At 67.6% G+C, this 15,306-nt stretch carries 16 protein-coding genes; 8 read left to right on the top strand and 8 right to left on the bottom strand.

Going from position 1 to position 15,306, the window contains the following annotated elements:
• A complete protein-coding gene (locus E0H45_RS38760; protein WP_131347103.1) occupies positions 1 to 1,041 on the bottom strand; it encodes a 2Fe-2S iron-sulfur cluster-binding protein in 1,041 nt (346 codons plus the stop codon).
• Positions 1,042 to 1,070: 29 nt separating this feature from the next.
• Positions 1,071 to 2,705 carry a ferritin family protein gene (locus tag E0H45_RS38755; protein ID WP_131347102.1) on the bottom strand — a complete coding sequence of 545 codons (1,635 nt, stop codon included), beginning with the start codon at positions 2,703 to 2,705 and terminating at the stop codon, positions 1,071 to 1,073.
• 141 nt (positions 2,706 to 2,846) lie between these two features.
• Here E0H45_RS38755 and E0H45_RS38750 point away from each other — a divergent pair, with 141 nt between their 5' ends.
• The 6 genes from E0H45_RS38750 (at position 2,847) to E0H45_RS38725 (ending at position 8,637) form a co-directional block, all read left to right on the top strand.
• Positions 2,847 to 4,538, top strand: a complete 1,692-nt coding sequence (locus E0H45_RS38750) for a sigma-54-dependent Fis family transcriptional regulator (RefSeq protein WP_131347100.1) — start codon at positions 2,847 to 2,849, stop codon at positions 4,536 to 4,538.
• A gap of 174 nt (positions 4,539 to 4,712) precedes the next feature.
• Positions 4,713 to 5,441, top strand: coding sequence for an amino acid ABC transporter ATP-binding protein (locus tag E0H45_RS38745; RefSeq protein WP_238155651.1), 729 nt, complete (start codon positions 4,713 to 4,715; stop codon positions 5,439 to 5,441).
• A gap of 48 nt (positions 5,442 to 5,489) precedes the next feature.
• Complete coding sequence (locus E0H45_RS38740) at positions 5,490 to 6,416, top strand: glutamate ABC transporter substrate-binding protein (protein WP_131347098.1); 927 nt, start codon at positions 5,490 to 5,492, stop codon at positions 6,414 to 6,416.
• 86 nt (positions 6,417 to 6,502) lie between these two features.
• Complete coding sequence (locus E0H45_RS38735; protein WP_131347096.1) at positions 6,503 to 7,150, top strand: amino acid ABC transporter permease; 648 nt, start codon at positions 6,503 to 6,505, stop codon at positions 7,148 to 7,150.
• The gene (locus tag E0H45_RS38730; protein ID WP_131347094.1) at positions 7,150 to 8,019 is read left to right on the top strand and encodes an amino acid ABC transporter permease; all 870 of its coding nucleotides are present in this window, start codon (positions 7,150 to 7,152) and stop codon (positions 8,017 to 8,019) included. The genes E0H45_RS38735 and E0H45_RS38730 overlap by 1 nt, the downstream gene beginning before the upstream one ends.
• 102 nt (positions 8,020 to 8,121) lie before the next feature.
• Positions 8,122 to 8,637, top strand: coding sequence for a hypothetical protein (locus E0H45_RS38725; RefSeq protein WP_131347092.1), 516 nt, complete (start codon positions 8,122 to 8,124; stop codon positions 8,635 to 8,637).
• A 105-nt stretch (positions 8,638 to 8,742) separates the two neighbouring features.
• Here E0H45_RS38725 and E0H45_RS38720 read toward each other — a convergent pair whose 3' ends face one another.
• Positions 8,743 to 10,032, bottom strand: coding sequence for an aspartate aminotransferase family protein (locus tag E0H45_RS38720; RefSeq protein ID WP_131347090.1), 1,290 nt, complete (start codon positions 10,030 to 10,032; stop codon positions 8,743 to 8,745).
• A 49-nt stretch (positions 10,033 to 10,081) separates the two neighbouring features.
• On the opposite strand from E0H45_RS38720, the gene E0H45_RS38715 reads away from it, so the two are divergent.
• Positions 10,082 to 11,176: an LOG family protein gene (locus E0H45_RS38715; RefSeq protein ID WP_420323358.1), complete on the top strand. Its 1,095-nt coding sequence runs from the start codon at positions 10,082 to 10,084 to the stop codon at positions 11,174 to 11,176.
• On the opposite strand, the gene E0H45_RS38710 is transcribed toward E0H45_RS38715, so the two are convergent.
• Complete coding sequence (locus tag E0H45_RS38710; protein ID WP_165546752.1) at positions 11,169 to 11,624, bottom strand: GNAT family N-acetyltransferase; 456 nt, start codon at positions 11,622 to 11,624, stop codon at positions 11,169 to 11,171. The two genes, E0H45_RS38715 and E0H45_RS38710, sit on opposite strands and share 8 nt — an antisense overlap.
• Before the next feature lie 40 nt (positions 11,625 to 11,664).
• On the opposite strand from E0H45_RS38710, the gene E0H45_RS38705 reads away from it, so the two are divergent.
• Entirely contained in the window at positions 11,665 to 12,363 is a 699-nt protein-coding gene (locus tag E0H45_RS38705; protein WP_131347086.1) for an alpha/beta fold hydrolase, read from the top strand.
• 3 nt (positions 12,364 to 12,366) lie between these two features.
• Here E0H45_RS38705 and pdxY read toward each other — a convergent pair whose 3' ends face one another.
• Genes pdxY through E0H45_RS38685 form a run of 4 tightly spaced genes read right to left on the bottom strand, consistent with a single transcriptional unit; the run spans position 12,367 to position 15,225 of the window.
• A complete protein-coding gene (gene pdxY, locus E0H45_RS38700) occupies positions 12,367 to 13,218 on the bottom strand; it encodes a pyridoxal kinase PdxY (protein ID WP_131347084.1) in 852 nt (283 codons plus the stop codon).
• Positions 13,219 to 13,237: 19 nt separating this feature from the next.
• Positions 13,238 to 13,753 carry a DivIVA domain-containing protein gene (locus E0H45_RS38695; RefSeq protein WP_131347082.1) on the bottom strand — a complete coding sequence of 172 codons (516 nt, stop codon included), beginning with the start codon at positions 13,751 to 13,753 and terminating at the stop codon, positions 13,238 to 13,240.
• Positions 13,753 to 14,874, bottom strand: coding sequence for a dual-specificity RNA methyltransferase RlmN (gene rlmN, locus E0H45_RS38690; RefSeq protein ID WP_131347080.1), 1,122 nt, complete (start codon positions 14,872 to 14,874; stop codon positions 13,753 to 13,755). Before rlmN ends, E0H45_RS38695 begins: the two co-directional genes overlap by 1 nt.
• Positions 14,875 to 14,907: 33 nt before the next feature.
• On the bottom strand, positions 14,908 to 15,225 hold the full coding sequence (locus E0H45_RS38685; protein WP_131347078.1) for an Rdx family protein: 318 nt from the start codon (positions 15,223 to 15,225) through the stop codon (positions 14,908 to 14,910).
• Positions 15,226 to 15,306: the final 81 nt, after the last annotated feature.

Genomic DNA, 15,306 nt, shown 5'->3' with positions numbered 1-15,306 from the left:
TCAGGCTCCATCGGTAGTCGCTGGGCTGGTGAACTTGTCGTAGAAGACCTGGTCGTTCGGCACGTTGCTTGCCTCCAGCAACGCCAAGGCGGCGTCCACCATCGGCGGCGGGCCGCACAGGTAGACCTCGCTGCGGTGCAGCTCGGGCTCGCGCCGCCGGACGATGTCGGTGACGTTGCCTTCCTCGAACCGCAGGCCGTCCGCGTCCTGAGCCGACTCGGACAGGCAGGCGACGAACTCGAAGCCGGTCAGGTCCGCACCGAGCTCCTGGATCGCGTCGAGGTAGAACAGGTCGGCCGCGGTCCGGGCGCCGTAGTAGAACCGGACCGGACGGGTGCTGCCGGTCTCCCGCAGGTGTCGCAGGATCGACAGGATCGGGGCCATCCCGGCCCCGCCGGCGACGCAGATCACCGGCAGCACATGGCCGTCCTTCAGCGTCGACGAGCCGTACGGCCCGGTCAGCGACAACTCGTCGCCGACCGCGAGCTCGCCGTCGAGCAGGGCGGAGAACTTGCCGCCCGGGTACTTCTTGATCAGGAACTCGATCTCGTCCGGCGTCGACTGGGTGGTCGCCATCGAGAACGAGCGGTGCTCGTCGGTGCCGGGGATGGTGATGTCGGCGTACTGCCCCGGCCGGAACTCGAAGGATCGCTCGGTTCGCAGCCGGAGCGAGACGATGTCCCGGGTGACGGGATCGATCGCCTCGACGCGGGCGCCGACGGTCTGGATCGGGATGCCGCCGAGCAGCTCGTCCTCGTCGAAGTTGAGCAGCTCGATCGTGCAGTCGCTGAAGGCATGCGCCCGGCACAGCAGCACGTACCCCTCGGCGACCTCGGCGTCGTTGCACGCGAAGGTGGAGTAGCGCTCCATCTGCAGGTCACCGTCCAGGACGTACGACTTGCAGGCGGAGCACTGCCCCTCCCGGCAACCGTGCATCAGGTGGATGCCCTGCCGGAACGCCGCGTCGAGGATCTTGTCGTCCTCGGTGACGTCCATCTCGATGTCGACCGGTTCGAAGCGGATCCGGTGGGTGTCGGCCATGTCAGCCTCCTCCTGATACTCGGTGGGATTCAGGCCGCCGTCGTGCCGTTCGCGCGGTAGGCCGCCACGTGGGCCTCGCGCTCGGCGTCGGACATCTCGTTCAACAGCACGTTCGGGCTCATGAACGTGTTGCCGCGGACGTCGTCGAGGGTCCACAGCTTCTTCGGGTCGTCCAGGTCCAGGTGCGGCTGGCCGATCAGCGTCTTGCCGTCGTCACGCACGTACCCGAGGTCCTGCACGATGTCGGCCAGGTCCTTGTTGTGGTGCAGGGTCTCCCACTCGCGGAACCCGGTCAGGCGGCCCATGTTCGGCGTCGGCCGGCCGTCGTACTCGCCCCGGAACGCGACCGCGTCCGTCCAGTAGCAGGTCTCCGAGCAGTACGTGCGCCACTGGTCGTCGACCTTCTCGGTGACCATGTCCTCGCGGATCAGGCAGGGCACCATGCAGGTCCAGCAGCGGTGCGGGTACTGGTACCCGACCTCCTCGAAGGCGATCGGCTTGTTCCGGCCCGGGTAGGCGAGCCGGTTGTAGTTCTCCCACCACTTGCCGTACTTCGAGTACCAGCCGGGGTACTTGCCCTCGAACCACTCGAAGTCCTTGTCGGTCATCGCGTCGATCCGCCAGTAGTTCACCGGCCAGCCGGTCGCGAAGAACCGCGCCACCTCGTGCACGTAGCCCTTGTTGGTGATCCGGTTCCACGCCTCCTCGACCAGGTCGTGCGGAATCGTGAGCCCGTACTTCTCCAGCGGCAGCAGGTAGCTGCGGTAGTAGTCGTCGTAGATCCACCGCCGCCACATCTCCGCATAGCTCTCACGGTCCTTACGGCGGTCCTTGGTGCCGTACTCGATGAACGTGCCGATCGCCGCGTCCACGACGCAGTGGTTGTTCCACCAGGCGTAGCGCAGGTCGCGCTCCAGCAGCGGCCGGTTGCGCTCGTCGGCCAGTGCCATCAGCAGGATCGAGTAGCCGTTGCTGATGTGGCGCGACTCGTCGGACTGCACCGAGTGGAAGACCGTCGGCAGCAGGTAGTCGCCGTTCGCGGCCGCCTCGTCGGGCATCGCGACGAAGAGCGTGTTGGTGAACGCGGTCTCGGCGACCACGGTCAGGTAGATGTTCGCGGCGGTGATCGCGTCACCGGTGATGAACCCTTCGCCGAACTGCCGGCCGATGGTGCCCGCGTAGTTGTTCGCGAACGCCTTCTCGGTCATGTCGAACCCGGCCGGGTCGATGTAGTTGTTCATGTACAGGCGCTTGAGGTTCATCTGGATCGTCGAGTGCCTGACCTCGTCGATCATCTGGACGGCGAGCCCGTTGTGGATCTCCGGGTTCGGCACGGCGTCGATCGCCATCGGCATCGCCCGGGCCGCGGAGATCTCCGGGAACGGGATGATCGACAAGAACAGCTTCTGCCACTCCAGCCAGCGCTGCTGCACCTGGCGGAACATGTTGCCGCGGATGGCGCCGTCCATGGCGCCGTACACGCGGTTGTCCTTCTCCTCCTCCATCGGGAAGTAGGACCGCATGATCTGCTTCAGCGGGTCCTTCTTCGGCGCCTTCTCGAACGTGTAGTCGGTGCCGAACCGGGTCGCCGGGGTCGCGAAGGTCGGTTCCCACGACAGCTCGGTGATCTTGGCGTGCGCCTTGGTGAGACTCTGCCTGCTCAATGTGGGCCTCCATCATCGGGGTTGAACAGTGATGAAAGCCGCCCAGTGGACGTGTCTGTGTCTCAATGTGAGATGGCGGTCCCGCGCCAGGCGGCTACCGTGGGAGCAGTTCCGCTGGTGACGGACGTGAAGGAGACGGCCATGGGCGCTGCACATCCGGTCCGGGATCCGATCCGGGTCTCATGGGAGCGTTCACACGCCTCCCAGGTGGATGTCGACCGCCCGGCGCCGGTGTACTTCGACCGGATCGACCGGGAGACCACGCTGATGCGGGCGGCCCGGCCGGTCATCGACGCACTGTCGGCGGAGCTCCACAACGAGCCGGTCTGCATCATCCTGACCGATGCGAAGGGCGTCGTCCTCGACCGTCGCGGCGGCGACCCCGCCCTGCTCCGGCGGCTGGACTCGGTCGACCTCGCGCCCGGCTTCCAGTACGCCGAGTCCGCGGTCGGGACCAACGGGATCGGTACGGCGCTCGAGGTGTGCGGGCCGATCCTGGTCGACGGCGCCGAGCACTACAACGGCAAGCTGCGGATGTTCTCCTGCGCCGGCGCACCGATCACGCATCCGGTCACCGGCGGTCTGCTCGGCGTACTGGACATCACCACCCAGGCCAGGAACTCGAACTCGATCCTGTTGTCGTTCGCCAAACTCGCGGCGCGGCGGATCCACGAGCGGGTCGTCGAGGAGGCGAACGCGCTCGACCACGCCTTGCTGAGTGACTACTACGCCGCCTGCCGGCACAGCGGCGGACCGGTGCTCGCGCTCGGCGACGAAGTCTTCATGATGAACGCCTACGCGCAGGCACGATTCGACGCCATCGACCAGGCGGCCCTGATCGACCGCACCCGCGACGCCCGCGGCGGCACGAAGCCACAGATCTTCCTCACCGATCTGCCCAGCGGGACGACCGCCCGGATGGCCTATCGCCCGACCTTCGTCGGCGACACCCTGGCCGGCGGGGTGATCCAGATCAAGGAGCAACGTCTCCCGGCCCGCGGACACCAGGTCACGCGGTTCCCGGTGGTTCCGGGGACGACCGGAACCAGCGCGGTCTGGCAGCACATCATCCAGGAGATGCTGGATGCGTGCAGCCGGTCCGAGTGGCTGATCGCCGACGGTGAGCCGGGTGCGGGCAAGCTGTCGCTGCTGCGCGCGGTCCGCAGGCACGTGGCACCTGACCGACGGCTTGCGGTCCTCGATCCGGCGGTGACGGGTGAAGACCTGGTGGCCGAGGCCCGCGCGGAGCTGGAGTCCGGCGCCGACCTGATCATCCGGCGGGCGCATCTGCTGACCGGCGAGGCCCTTGACGGCTTCACCGAGCTCCTGCAGAGCGTCCGGGACGGCGCGACGGCCGGGGAAGCCTGGGTCGCGCTCACGCTGCCGGCGGACCGCGCCGAGATCGCCGACCAGCTGCTGGCCTTCTTTCCGCGGACCGTCGAGGTGCCGCCGCTACGGCATCACGTCGAGGACGTTCCGGCACTGGTCCGGTCGCTGCTCGCGAAGGCCGGCATCAACGGTCTGACGTTCTCTACCGCCACGATGAACCAGCTGATGCGGTTGCCATGGGCAGGCAACATCACTCATCTGCGCTCGGTCCTCGCAGCCGTGGCCAGGCGACGCCGGTCCGGCGTGGTCGAGCTGGCCGACCTGCCGCCCGAGTGCCGCGCCACGACCCGGCGGCAGCTGACCGCGATCGAAGCGCTCGAGCGGGACGCGATCGTCGACGCGTTGTCGACGTACGACGGGGACAAGAAAGCCTCGGCCACCGCGCTCGGGATGTCCCGGGCAACCATCTACCGCAAGATCCGGGAGTACGGAATCGTCACCTGACGCGGCGCCCCGATCAGAAACGAGCAAACCCGAGCAGTCTGTGACCGGAGCATCACGATCCGCGTTGTTCATTGCAGATCGTTACCACCGTGGAACCACCCGGGCCTGCGACCGCACCCCCGGCTCCGCTAGGTTCTGGCCATGAGCGATTCCGACACGCTGACGAAAACTGGTCTGGTGGCGCTGACCGGGGTCAACAAGCATTTCGGCGAACTGCACGTCCTGAAGGACATCAACCTGTCCATCGATCAGGGCGAGGTCGTCGTGGTGATCGGCCCCTCCGGGTCCGGTAAGTCGACGCTCTGCCGCGCGATCAACCGGCTGGAGACGATCGACTCCGGCAACATCCTGCTGGACGGCCAGCCGCTGCCCAGCGAGGGCAAGGCCCTCGCCAAGCTGCGTGCCGACGTCGGCATGGTCTTCCAGTCGTTCAACCTGTTCGCGCACAAGACGATCCTGCAGAACGTCACACTCGGCCCCTTGAAGGTCCGCAAGACCGACCCCAAGCAGGCCGAGCAGCGGGCGATGGAGCTGCTGGAACGGGTGGGGGTGGCCAACCAGGCCTCGAAGTACCCGGCTCAGCTGTCCGGTGGCCAGCAGCAGCGCGTCGCGATCGCGCGGGCCCTGGCCATGGATCCGAAGGTCATCCTGTTCGACGAGCCGACGTCGGCGCTCGACCCGGAGATGATCCAGGAGGTCCTCGAGGTGATGATCGACCTGGCCAAGCAGGGCATGACGATGGTCGTGGTCACGCACGAGATGGGCTTCGCCCGGACCGCGGCGAACCGGGTGGTGTTCATGGCCGACGGCGAGATCGTCGAGGAGGCCACCCCGGAGACCTTCTTCACCAACCCGACCTCGAGGCGGGCCCAGGACTTCCTCGGCAAGATCCTCAAGCACTGACGTCCGCCCGCAGCCGTACCCAGCAACGAAACGAAGGGGAACCTGATCATGAGAATGCGCACCCTCGTCGCCGCCTGCGGCGTCGCAGCGCTCGCGCTGACCGCTGCCGCCTGTGGCAAGGACGAGCCGAGCGCCGGCGGCGGCAACAGCGGCGGCAACGCGACCGACTCCTGCGGCGAGCTGCACAAGTTCACCACCGCGACCGGCGTGGACGTGGCCGGCAGCACGGCGTTCACCAAGATCAAGTCCGCCGGCAAGGTGACCGTCGGCGTCAAGGCCGACCAGCCGAACCTCGGCTACAAGGATGCCGACGGCAAGCGCTGCGGCTTCGACATCGAGGTCGCCCGGATGGTGTCGGCCGGCCTCGGCATCGACCCGGACAAGATCGAGTACAAGGAGATCCCGTCCGCGAACCGCGAGACCGCGATCGCCGGTGGTGAGATCGACTACTACGTCGGCACCTACTCGATCACCGACAAGCGCAAGAAGCAGGTCTCGTTCGCCGGCCCGTACTTCATCGCCGGTCAGGACCTGCTGGTCCGCAAGGACGACACCTCGATGGACGCCGGAAAGACCGCCCTGAAGGGCAAGAAGGTCTGCTCGGCGACCGGCTCGACCCCGATCCAGCGGGTCAAGGACGAGCAGCTGACCGAGGCCAGCAACATCTCCGAGTTCAAGACCTACTCGGAGTGCGTCTCCCAGCTGCTGGACAAGAAGGTCGACACGGTCACCACCGACGACGCGATCCTCAAGGGGTACGCCGCCACGGCGCCCGACGAGCTGCGCGTGGTCGGCAAGCCGTTCAGCACCGAGAAGTACGGCATCGGCCTGCCGCTGGCCGACAAGGCGCTGCGCGACAAGGTGAACACCATCCTGGAGACGTCGGCCTCCGACGGCACCTGGAAGGCAATCTACGGCGAGACGCTCGGCAAGTCGGGTTCGGACTCGACCCCGCCGCCGCTCGAGAAGTACTGATCCATCAGCCGGCCGCGGTGTCCTCGACTGGGCGCCGCGGCTCGGCTTTGTACATGTAGGCACAGGTAGGTAAGAGGAAGGTCGCGATGTTCTCGGTCCTCACCGACAACTGGCCGTTGTTCCGGGACGGCTTCTGGCTGACCATCAGGCTGTTCCTGGTGTCCGGCGTACTCAGCCTGGTCTTCGGCACCGCACTCGGAGCGTTCCGCGTCTCCCCGGTGCCCGCGCTGCGCGGCTTCGGCACCGGCTACGTCAACATCCTGCGGAACACGCCGCTCACGCTGGTTTTCGCGTTCCTGTTCTTCGGCGCCGCCAAGATGGACCTCGCCCTGCCCAACCCGTTCTGGACCGCGGTCGGCGCGCTGACGATCTACACGTCGGCGTTTATCTGCGAGGTGGTCCGGTCGGGCGTCAACACCATTGCCCCAGGCCAGGCCGAGGCGGCGCGCGCGGTCGGCATGTCGTTCGTGCAGGTGCTCACGATCGTGGTGCTGCCGCAGGCCTTCCGGGCGATCATCCCGCCGTTGATGAGTGTGCTGATCGCCTTGCTGAAGAACACCACGATCGCGGCCGGCTTCTCGGTGGTGGAGGCGGGCTCGATCCCGGCAGCGATGTCCGAGCGCGGTGAGAACCAGCTGGTCACGCTGTTTTGGATCACGATCGGATTCCTGATCCTCATCGTGCCGCTGATCTTCCTGCAACGGTGGGCCGAACGACGGACGGCGGTAGCCTGATGAGCGCAGTTCTGTACGAGGCGCCCGGGCCGCGCGCGAAGCGCCGGAACCGGATCTCCAACATCGTGGTCCTGGTGGTGCTGCTCGGCGCGATCACGTGGCTGATCCTCCGGATGTACGACTACGGCCAGTTCGAAGGCCGGCTCTGGCGGCAGTTCCAGTACTCGTCGATCCAACGGCAGATGCTGGACGGTCTGCTCAACACGCTGAAGGCCGCAGGGCTGGCGGCTGTTCTCGCGCTGTTGTTCGGTGCGGTGTTCGCCGCGGCGCGGATCAGCGACCACAAGTGGCTGCGGACCCCGGCGACGCTGATCGTCGAACTGTTCCGCGCCGTCCCGCTGCTGATCCTGATGTTCTACTTCTACTTCGGCAACATCCAGTTCGGCCTCGGACTCGGCCCGTTCTGGGCGGTCGTCTTCGGTCTGACCCTGTACAACGGGTCGGTCCTCGCGGAGATCTTCCGGGCCGGCATCGCGGCCGTACCGAAGGGTCAGCGCGAGGCGGCGTACGCGCTCGGTCTGCGGAAGAACCAGGTCGTCCGCCTGGTGCTGTTGCCGCAGGCCATCAGTGCGATGCTCCCGGCGATCGTGAGCCAGCTGGTCGTCCTGCTGAAGGACACCGCGCTGGGCTTCATCATCACGTACGGCGAGTTGCTGTACGTCGCGAAGCAGATGGGCGGCAGGTTGACGTACGGCTTCCCGTACATCCCGACGTACATGGTGACCGCGGTCATCTACATCGGCCTGTGCTCGCTGCTGTCCCTGCTGGCCCGCTACTTGGAGGGCCGCTCGAGGCGTCGCCGCAAGATCACCGGCGCCCCGCCGCCGCTCCCGCTGACCACCGATCCCGGCTCGGCACCGCCGATCTGATCGAGGGCCGACGCAGTGCCCCTGGGATGTCGATCCCGGGGGCACTGTCACGTTTCGGTCAGTTGCTGGCGCGTCGAGGTGTTGCCACTTAATCTTGCGCGCATGGCTGACGAGGTGTGGCCGTTGAAGCCGGACGAGCAGGTACCACTGTCGTCGTTCAACGGAATCGGATTCGGGCTCAAGGGCTTCACCCGCAAGGACGCACACGGCAGGTACTTCGGGACGCGGTACTTCACCGTGCTCTATCTGCCGATCGTTCCGCTGGACCGGTTCTACCTGGCGGAGGTGTCGAGCGACTTCCAGAACCGCGGCGTCAGCCAGAAGACGGTCACCCAATACCAGATCGCCGGCCGGTCCCGGCTGCGGGGCGGTGAAGTCCTGCTGACCTACCTCGCCAACTGGATCGTTGCCCCCGGCATCGTTCTGGGGCCGATCGCGCTCTGGCTCGGCCACGCCGACCAACTCGCCGACAGCATCGGTCTCATGTGGGTGATCTTCGGCTTCATCGGCTGGCTCTTCCTCTCGCTCTGGGGCGTCGGCTACCTCGCCAAGCACTACCGGTCACACTGGTCTCCGCTCCGCGAGGCCGAGCCGGTCGCTGCTCCTCCTGGTACGTGACGCTCGAGACGCAGCAGTCGTCGCACCAGAAGGCGTAGAGGCAGCCGTCGAGGCTCAGCAAGCCGTACGGCGTCAGGTCGCCGGTGATCGAGACGAGGAACGGCGTCAGCGCAGGGTGTTGAAGGCGTCGCGGATGATCTCCAGGGCTTCGGTGGTTTCGGCTTCGGTGAGAGTCATCGGGGGCGCCATCCGCAGGACGTTGCCGTAGAGGCCGCCCTTGCCGACCAGCAGGCCGCGGTTCTTGGTTTCCTGCTGGAGCTTGGCGGTCGCGGCCGCGTCCGGGCTGTTGTCGTCCGGTTTGACCAGCTCGGCGGCGAGCATCAGGCCCTTGCCGCGGACGTCGCCGAGTTCGGGGAACTCGTCGGAGATGCCGCGCAGGCCGTCGACGAGCTGCGCGCCGCGCTTGGCCGCGTTCGCCTGCAGGTCCTTGTCGAGCAGGTAGTCGATCGTGGCCTTCGCCGCGCTGGTCGAGATCGGGTTGCCGCCGAACGTCGACAGCGAGTTCGCCTTGACGCTGTCCATCAACTCAGCTTTTGCGACAACCCCGCCGATCGCGAACCCGTTCCCGAGACCCTTCGCGAACGTCATCGCGTCCGGTACGACGCCGTGCGCCTGGATCCCCCAGAAGTGGTCGCCGGTGCGGCCCCATCCGGTCTGCACCTCGTCGGAGACGAAGAGGATCCCGTACTCGTCCAGGACCTCCTTGAACGCGGCGTACAGACCGTCCGGCGGCGACGAGAACCCGCCGACGCCCTGGATCGGCTCCGCGATCATGCACGCGACGTCGCCCGCGGTCGTGGTCTCGATGACGTTGCGCAGGTCGTCGACGCAGACCTTGATGTACTCCGCGTCGGGCAGGTCGCGGAACGGGCTGCGGTACCGGTACGCGCCCTGCACGTACTGCACGTTCACCGGCGACAGGCTGCTCGCGGACCAGCCGCGGTTGCCGGTGATCGCGACGGTGCCGAACGCGCGGCCGTGGTACGAGTTGCGCATCGCCAGCACCTGGTTGGAGCGGCGGTTCTGGGTGGCGAGCAGGAGGGCCGTCTCGTTCGCCTCGGTGCCCGAGTTCGCGAAGAACACCTTCGCGTCCGGGATCCCGGACAGCTCGGCGATCTGCTCGGCCAGCTCGATCTGCTTGCGGATCAGGTACACCGTCGAGGTGTGCGCGATCCCGGACCCGAGCTGCTCGCGCACCGCGTCGGAGATCTCCGCGATGTCGTACCCGATCGCGTTGGTCAGGATGCCGGCGAAGAAGTCGAGGTACGTGTTCCCCTCACCGTCGGTGACCCGGCGCCCGGACCCCCGCACGATCTCGATCGGCTCCTCGTAGTACAACGCGAGCCAAGCCGGCATAACGGCCTTGTGACGCTCCCAGAGCTCCGCATGTGTCATGCCTAAGCATTACCTCAGCTGACAGCAGCCGTCTATTAATGTGCTCTGCGTGACGTTGCCGAGCATTCCGCATGTGGACATCGAGTCGTTGGAGCAGTTCGACCGGCTGCTGGCCGCGGGCGCCACCGCGATGGCCGGGTGGCGGGTGCAGTCGGTGGATCTGACCGGACGTACGGCGGAACTCCTCGGGCTGCAGCCGACCGGCTCGGTGTTCCTCGGCTGCTCGCTGGAGGACAAGGTCGACGGGTGGATCCGGGACGGCGGCGGGCTGGTGTTCCCGGCGATCCCGGAGCTGCCGTTCGACGCGTACCGCGGGCGGCTGTACGACGCCGACGAGCTGTACGCGGGCCTCGAGCACGGGTACGAGGCCACGCCGGACGCCCGGATCTACGCGTGGTCCCGTCAGCACGACGAGAAGGGCGACACGAGCCGTACGCTCGCCGCCGCGCTCCACGACCACGCGATCGCGGATGCGCTGGGGGAACTGCCCGACGACGAGCCGTGGGTCGGGGTGATGGGCGGTCACGGCGTACTGCGTGGCGACGGCAACTACCGCGCCGCCGTACTGCTCGGCCGTACGCTTGCGCGGCGCAACCACCTGGTCGTCACCGGCGGCGGTCCGGGCGCGATGGAGGCCGCCAACCTCGGCGCGTCCCTGGCGTCGTACGACGAGGCTGAGGTCGACGCCGCGCTGGCCGAGCTGGCCGCCGTACCGTCGTTCCGCCCGTCGATCGGCGCGTGGGCGGCCGCCGGGCTGAGCGTGCGCGCCCGGTTCCCCGGGAACGGCGGGGTGTCGATTCCGACCTGGTTCTACGGTCACGAGCCGCCCAACGTGTTCGCCGGCTCGATCGCGAAGTACTTCTCGAACGCCCAGCGCGAGGACGTCCTCCTCGGTCGCGCCCGCGGTGGCATCATCTACCTCCCCGGCGCCGCCGGCACCGTCCAGGAGGTCTTCCAGGCCGTCACCCCCAACTACTACGGCGACGCAGCCACCCAGATCCCCCTCATCCTCGTCGGCGTAGCGCACTGGACGACGCAGCTCCCGGTCTGGCCCCTCCTCCAGTCCCTGGCCACCAACCGCCCCATGACCCACTCCATCCACCTGGTAGACACCATCGACGAAGCAGCTTCGTTGGTCAGCTGAGCGTCTTCGTCAGCTTGACGTCCTCCTCCGCGAAGCCGAGGTGGCTGTAGAACGTACGGGCGTTGGTGTTGGCGGCGCCGGTGTCGAGGGTGATCGTCACCAGGCCCTGCTGCCTGGCGTGGTCGGTGACTGCATCCATCAGCGCGCGGCCGACGCCACGGCCCTCGTGCTGTGGGGAGACCACCAGTTCACCGACGTACAGCTCCCGGTCGCCGGACCAGTGGGCGCGTTGCTCGCCAGAGACGAAGCCTGCGATGTCGCCGCCGTCCTCGGCGACAAACACGAAACGGTCGGGTTCGCCGGCGTGGTGGAGCGCGTCCGCGACCCATCCGGTGACGGCTGCGAGCACGCCGCTGGGTGGGCGCCAGGGCGCGACACCTTCGGTCAGGCGTGGGGCGAGGGCGAGGACGGCTGAGCGGTCTGCCTCTTCGTACTGGCGAATGTGCATGGTCCTCAGTTTGTCGGTGGGGTGGTTTACGGTGCGGGGCATGGTGGATTTTGTGTTGGTGCCGGGGGCTTGGTTGGGGGCGTGGGCCTGGGATGAGGTCGCGGGGGCGCTGCGGGGTGCGGGGCATGGCGTTCACCCGGTCACGTTGAGTGGGCTGGCTGAGCGGCGGGGTGTGGATGCGGGTCAGCAGCAGCATGTCGCCGACATCGTGGCTGTGGTCGAGTCCCAGGACCTGCAGGACGTCGTACTCGTGGGGCACAGCTACTCCGGGATCCCGGTCGGGCAGGCGGCGGGGCGGATCGGGGACCGGTTACGGCGGGTGGTGTACGTCGACTCGAACATCCCGACCGACGGGAAGTCGTTCGTGGACGGCTGGTCCGAGGAAGGGCAGGCGTGGGTGCGGGAGCAGATGGCGACGTCCGACGGGTACTGGCCGCCGCTGACGGCCGAGGACTACGCCGACCAGGACCTCACCGACGAGGCGATCGAGCTGATCGTCTCCCGCGGTACGCCGCATCCGGGGCGCTCGATCTCGGAGCCGGCCGAGCTGGTCAAGCCGATCGGCGAACTACCCACGACGTACCTCAAATGCCTGATGGACGGTACGACGCCATCGACCGACGTGCTCGAGCAGCTCAAGTCCCCGTCGTGGGAGCTGGTAGAGCTCAAGACGGGCCACTGGCCGATGTTCTCCCAACCCGCAGCACTCGCGCAGCTCCTGAGCGCTGCTGCTGGGTGAGCGTCAGGCGACCTGGTGTGGCTTGAACTGCATCGACGGGTTGGCGTAGGCGTCCTGTGATTCGACGAGCTGCAACTCGCGCTCTCCCGACTCGTGGGTGCGCGTGAGCAGATCGAAGACGCTCGAGGTCGTGCGCGCGAGCGCCTCCGCGAGATCACCCGTACGGCGGTAGTGCGCCGTGAAGAGCGCGGCCGTCACGTCACCCGAGCCGTTCGCCTTCATCGGGATGTACGGCGTCTGCACGAGCCACGCGCCGCTGTCGTCGACGGCCAGCATCTCGATCGTGCCGTCCTCGCGATCGGGGCGCTCGACGCTGGTGACGAGCACCGTGCGCGGTCCGGTCACGCGGACCAGCTCCACCGAAGCCAGCGTGGACTCGAGCGTGTCCGGCTCGGTGCCGGTCAGGAAGCCCAGCTCGAACTGGTTGGGCGTGATGATGTCGGCTGCCGGAACCACCCGATCGCGCAGCAGCACCGGGATGGCGGGAGCGACGAAGCACCCGGACTTCGCGTTGCCCATCACCGGGTCGCAGGAGTAGACCGCCTCAGGATTGGCTGCCTTCACCCGCTCCACCGTCTCCAGGATGACGTCAGCGATCCCCTCGCCGCCCTGGTAGCCCGAGAGCACCACGTCGATCTGCGGCAGGACTCCGCGGTCCTCGATCCCCAGCAGAACCTCTCGTACGTCGTCCGGGCTGATCATGGGCCCACGCCACGCCCCGTAGCCGGTGTGGTTCGAGAAGTTCACCGTGTACACCGGCAGCACCTCCACACCGATGCGCTGGAGCGGAAACACAGCTGCCGAGTTACCCACATGCCCGAACGCAACCGCCGACTGAATCGAGAGGATCTTCACCACCCGATCATCCCATTCGCTAGCTGAGCCAACCCTCGGCGGTGTCGAGGAACAGGTCTACGTCTTCGATGTCGTAGCCCTCGGTGAGGCGGACGGAGCTGAACTGGATGCCGCGGATCTCCTTGGCGGTCACCGGGCGACTCACGGGAAGCCCGTTCACCGTCGCCATCACCCGTTCGACGAACTCGTCCACCTCCGCGGTCGCGTATCCCTCACGCAGCCGGACCGTGTTGAACAGGGGCGCGGGCTGGACTCCCGGAGCCGGCGTGGCAGCCGACGTACCGGCGCCTTGGGCGGCCTGACCGCCGGGCAGCCAGCGTTCTGCCTCCGCGAGGAAGTTGTCGACCTCCTCGGCCGAGTACCCCGGGCCGAGTAGCGGCGTACGGAACGCGGCGTTGCGGAGGTCGTCGACGGTGACGTCCGGACCGACCGGCCGGTGTTCGGCCGCGGCGATGATGCGGTCGACCAACGCGTCGACCTCGCCACGGTCGTAGCGCTGCCCAAGCCGGCGCACGCTGAACGCGGGCTTCAGCATCAGGACTTGCTCGCGGCGGCCAGCTGCCCGCAGGCGCCGTCGATCTCCTGACCGCGGGTGTCGCGGACCGTGACCGGGATCCCGCCGGCTTCGAGACGGCGGACGAACTCGCGCTCGTCGGCCGGGTCGGACGCCGTCCACTTCGAGCCCGGCGTCGGGTTCAGCGGGATCAGGTTGACGTGCACCCAGCCCCAGTCGCCGCGCGCGTTCAGCTTCTCGGCGAGCAGGTCGGCCCGCCACGCGTGGTCGTTGATGTCGCGGATCATCGCGTACTCGATCGAGACCCGCCGCTTGGTCTGCTGCGCGTAGCCCCAGGCCGCGTCCAGTACCTCGTCGACCTTCCAGCGGTTGTTGATCGGGACCAGTTCGTCCCGCAGCTCGTCGTCCGGTGCGTGCAGCGACAGCGCGAGCGTGACCGGGATCCCCTCGGTCGCCAGCTGGTTGATCCGCGGCACGAGACCGACCGTCGACACGGTCACACCACGCGCCGAGATCCCGAGACCTTCCGGCGACGGATCCGTGAACCGCCGGACGGCGCCCATGACGGCCTTGTAGTTCGCCATCGGCTCGCCCATGCCCATGAACACGATGTTCGAGACGCGGCCCGGTCCGCCGGCGACCTCGCCGCGCGCGAGCGCCCGCGCACCGTCGACGACCTGCTCGACGATCTCCGCGGTCGTCATGTTCCGCGTCAGGCCGCCCTGTCCGGTCGCGCAGAACGGGCACGCCATCCCACAGCCGGCCTGGGAGGACACGCACATCGTCACGCGGCCCGGGTACCGCATCAGGACCGACTCGACGAGCGAGCCGTCGAGCAGCTTCCACAGCGTCTTGCGGGTCTCGCCGTTGTCGCACTCCAGGTCGCGGACGCGCGTCAGCAGCGGCGGCATCAGGTCCGCGACGAGCTTGTCGCGGGTCGCGGCCGGCAGGTCGGTCATCTCGGCCGGGTCGGACACCAGCCGGGAGAAGTAGTGGTTGGACAGCTGCTTGGCCCGGAACGCGGGCTCGCCCAGCGCCTCGACCGCCGTACGCCGTTCCTCCCCGGTGAGATCGGCCAGGTGCCGCGGCGGCTTCTTGGCACGGCGCGGCTCATCGAACACAAGGGGAAGGGAAGTAGACATAACCGACCTATTGTCGCCCGCCGGTACGGCGGTTCACAAATTCACATCCCCGGCGTGCTGCGGATCACTCTCCTTGCGGTCCGAGTGGCCGAGCTTGCGGTCCGGCGCGATCCGGTCGCGGACCATCTGCTTCAGCACCGGGATCTCGGCGAATCCGCCCTCCACCTTCCGTGACCACAACAGCTCTCCGTCCAGGCTGACGTCGAACACTCCCCCGGTCCCGGGAACGAGTGCCACCTCCCCCAGCTCCTTCGGGAAGGTGGTCAGCAGCTCCTGGGCGGTCCACGCCGCCCGCATCAACCACCGGCACTGCGTGCAGTACTCGATCTCCAACCGCGGTTCTCTGGCCACGTGCACAGTATCCCGGTCCGGCAGAACTCTCCCCGAACCGGTTCAGGGAGAGTTCTCCAGCCGCCCTAGGAGGCTTTTGCT

This window comes from Kribbella soli (assembly GCF_004331345.1).
Taxonomy (GTDB): Bacteria; Actinomycetota; Actinomycetes; order Propionibacteriales; family Kribbellaceae; genus Kribbella; species Kribbella soli.
The sequence above is the reverse complement of the archived record's forward strand: the minus strand, read 5'-3'. Positions and strand labels throughout refer to the sequence as shown.

Excerpts from the sequence above, each read along its gene's own strand:
- E0H45_RS38760 (WP_131347103.1), bottom strand. The coding sequence starts at position 1,041 with ATGGCCGACACCCACCGGATCCGCTTCGAACCGGTCGACATCGAGATG.
- E0H45_RS38750 (WP_131347100.1), top strand. The coding sequence starts at position 2,847 with ATGGGCGCTGCACATCCGGTCCGGGATCCGATCCGGGTCTCATGGGAG.
- E0H45_RS38740 (WP_131347098.1), top strand. The coding sequence starts at position 5,490 with ATGAGAATGCGCACCCTCGTCGCCGCCTGCGGCGTCGCAGCGCTCGCG.
- E0H45_RS38735 (WP_131347096.1), top strand. The coding sequence starts at position 6,503 with ATGTTCTCGGTCCTCACCGACAACTGGCCGTTGTTCCGGGACGGCTTC.
- E0H45_RS38730 (WP_131347094.1), top strand. The coding sequence starts at position 7,150 with ATGAGCGCAGTTCTGTACGAGGCGCCCGGGCCGCGCGCGAAGCGCCGG.
- E0H45_RS38725 (WP_131347092.1), top strand. The coding sequence starts at position 8,122 with ATGGCTGACGAGGTGTGGCCGTTGAAGCCGGACGAGCAGGTACCACTG.
- E0H45_RS38720 (WP_131347090.1), bottom strand. The coding sequence starts at position 10,032 with ATGACACATGCGGAGCTCTGGGAGCGTCACAAGGCCGTTATGCCGGCT.
- E0H45_RS38710 (WP_165546752.1), bottom strand. The coding sequence starts at position 11,624 with ATGCACATTCGCCAGTACGAAGAGGCAGACCGCTCAGCCGTCCTCGCC.
- E0H45_RS38705 (WP_131347086.1), top strand. The coding sequence starts at position 11,665 with ATGGTGGATTTTGTGTTGGTGCCGGGGGCTTGGTTGGGGGCGTGGGCC.
- E0H45_RS38695 (WP_131347082.1), bottom strand. The coding sequence starts at position 13,753 with ATGCTGAAGCCCGCGTTCAGCGTGCGCCGGCTTGGGCAGCGCTACGAC.
- rlmN (WP_131347080.1), bottom strand. The coding sequence starts at position 14,874 with ATGTCTACTTCCCTTCCCCTTGTGTTCGATGAGCCGCGCCGTGCCAAG.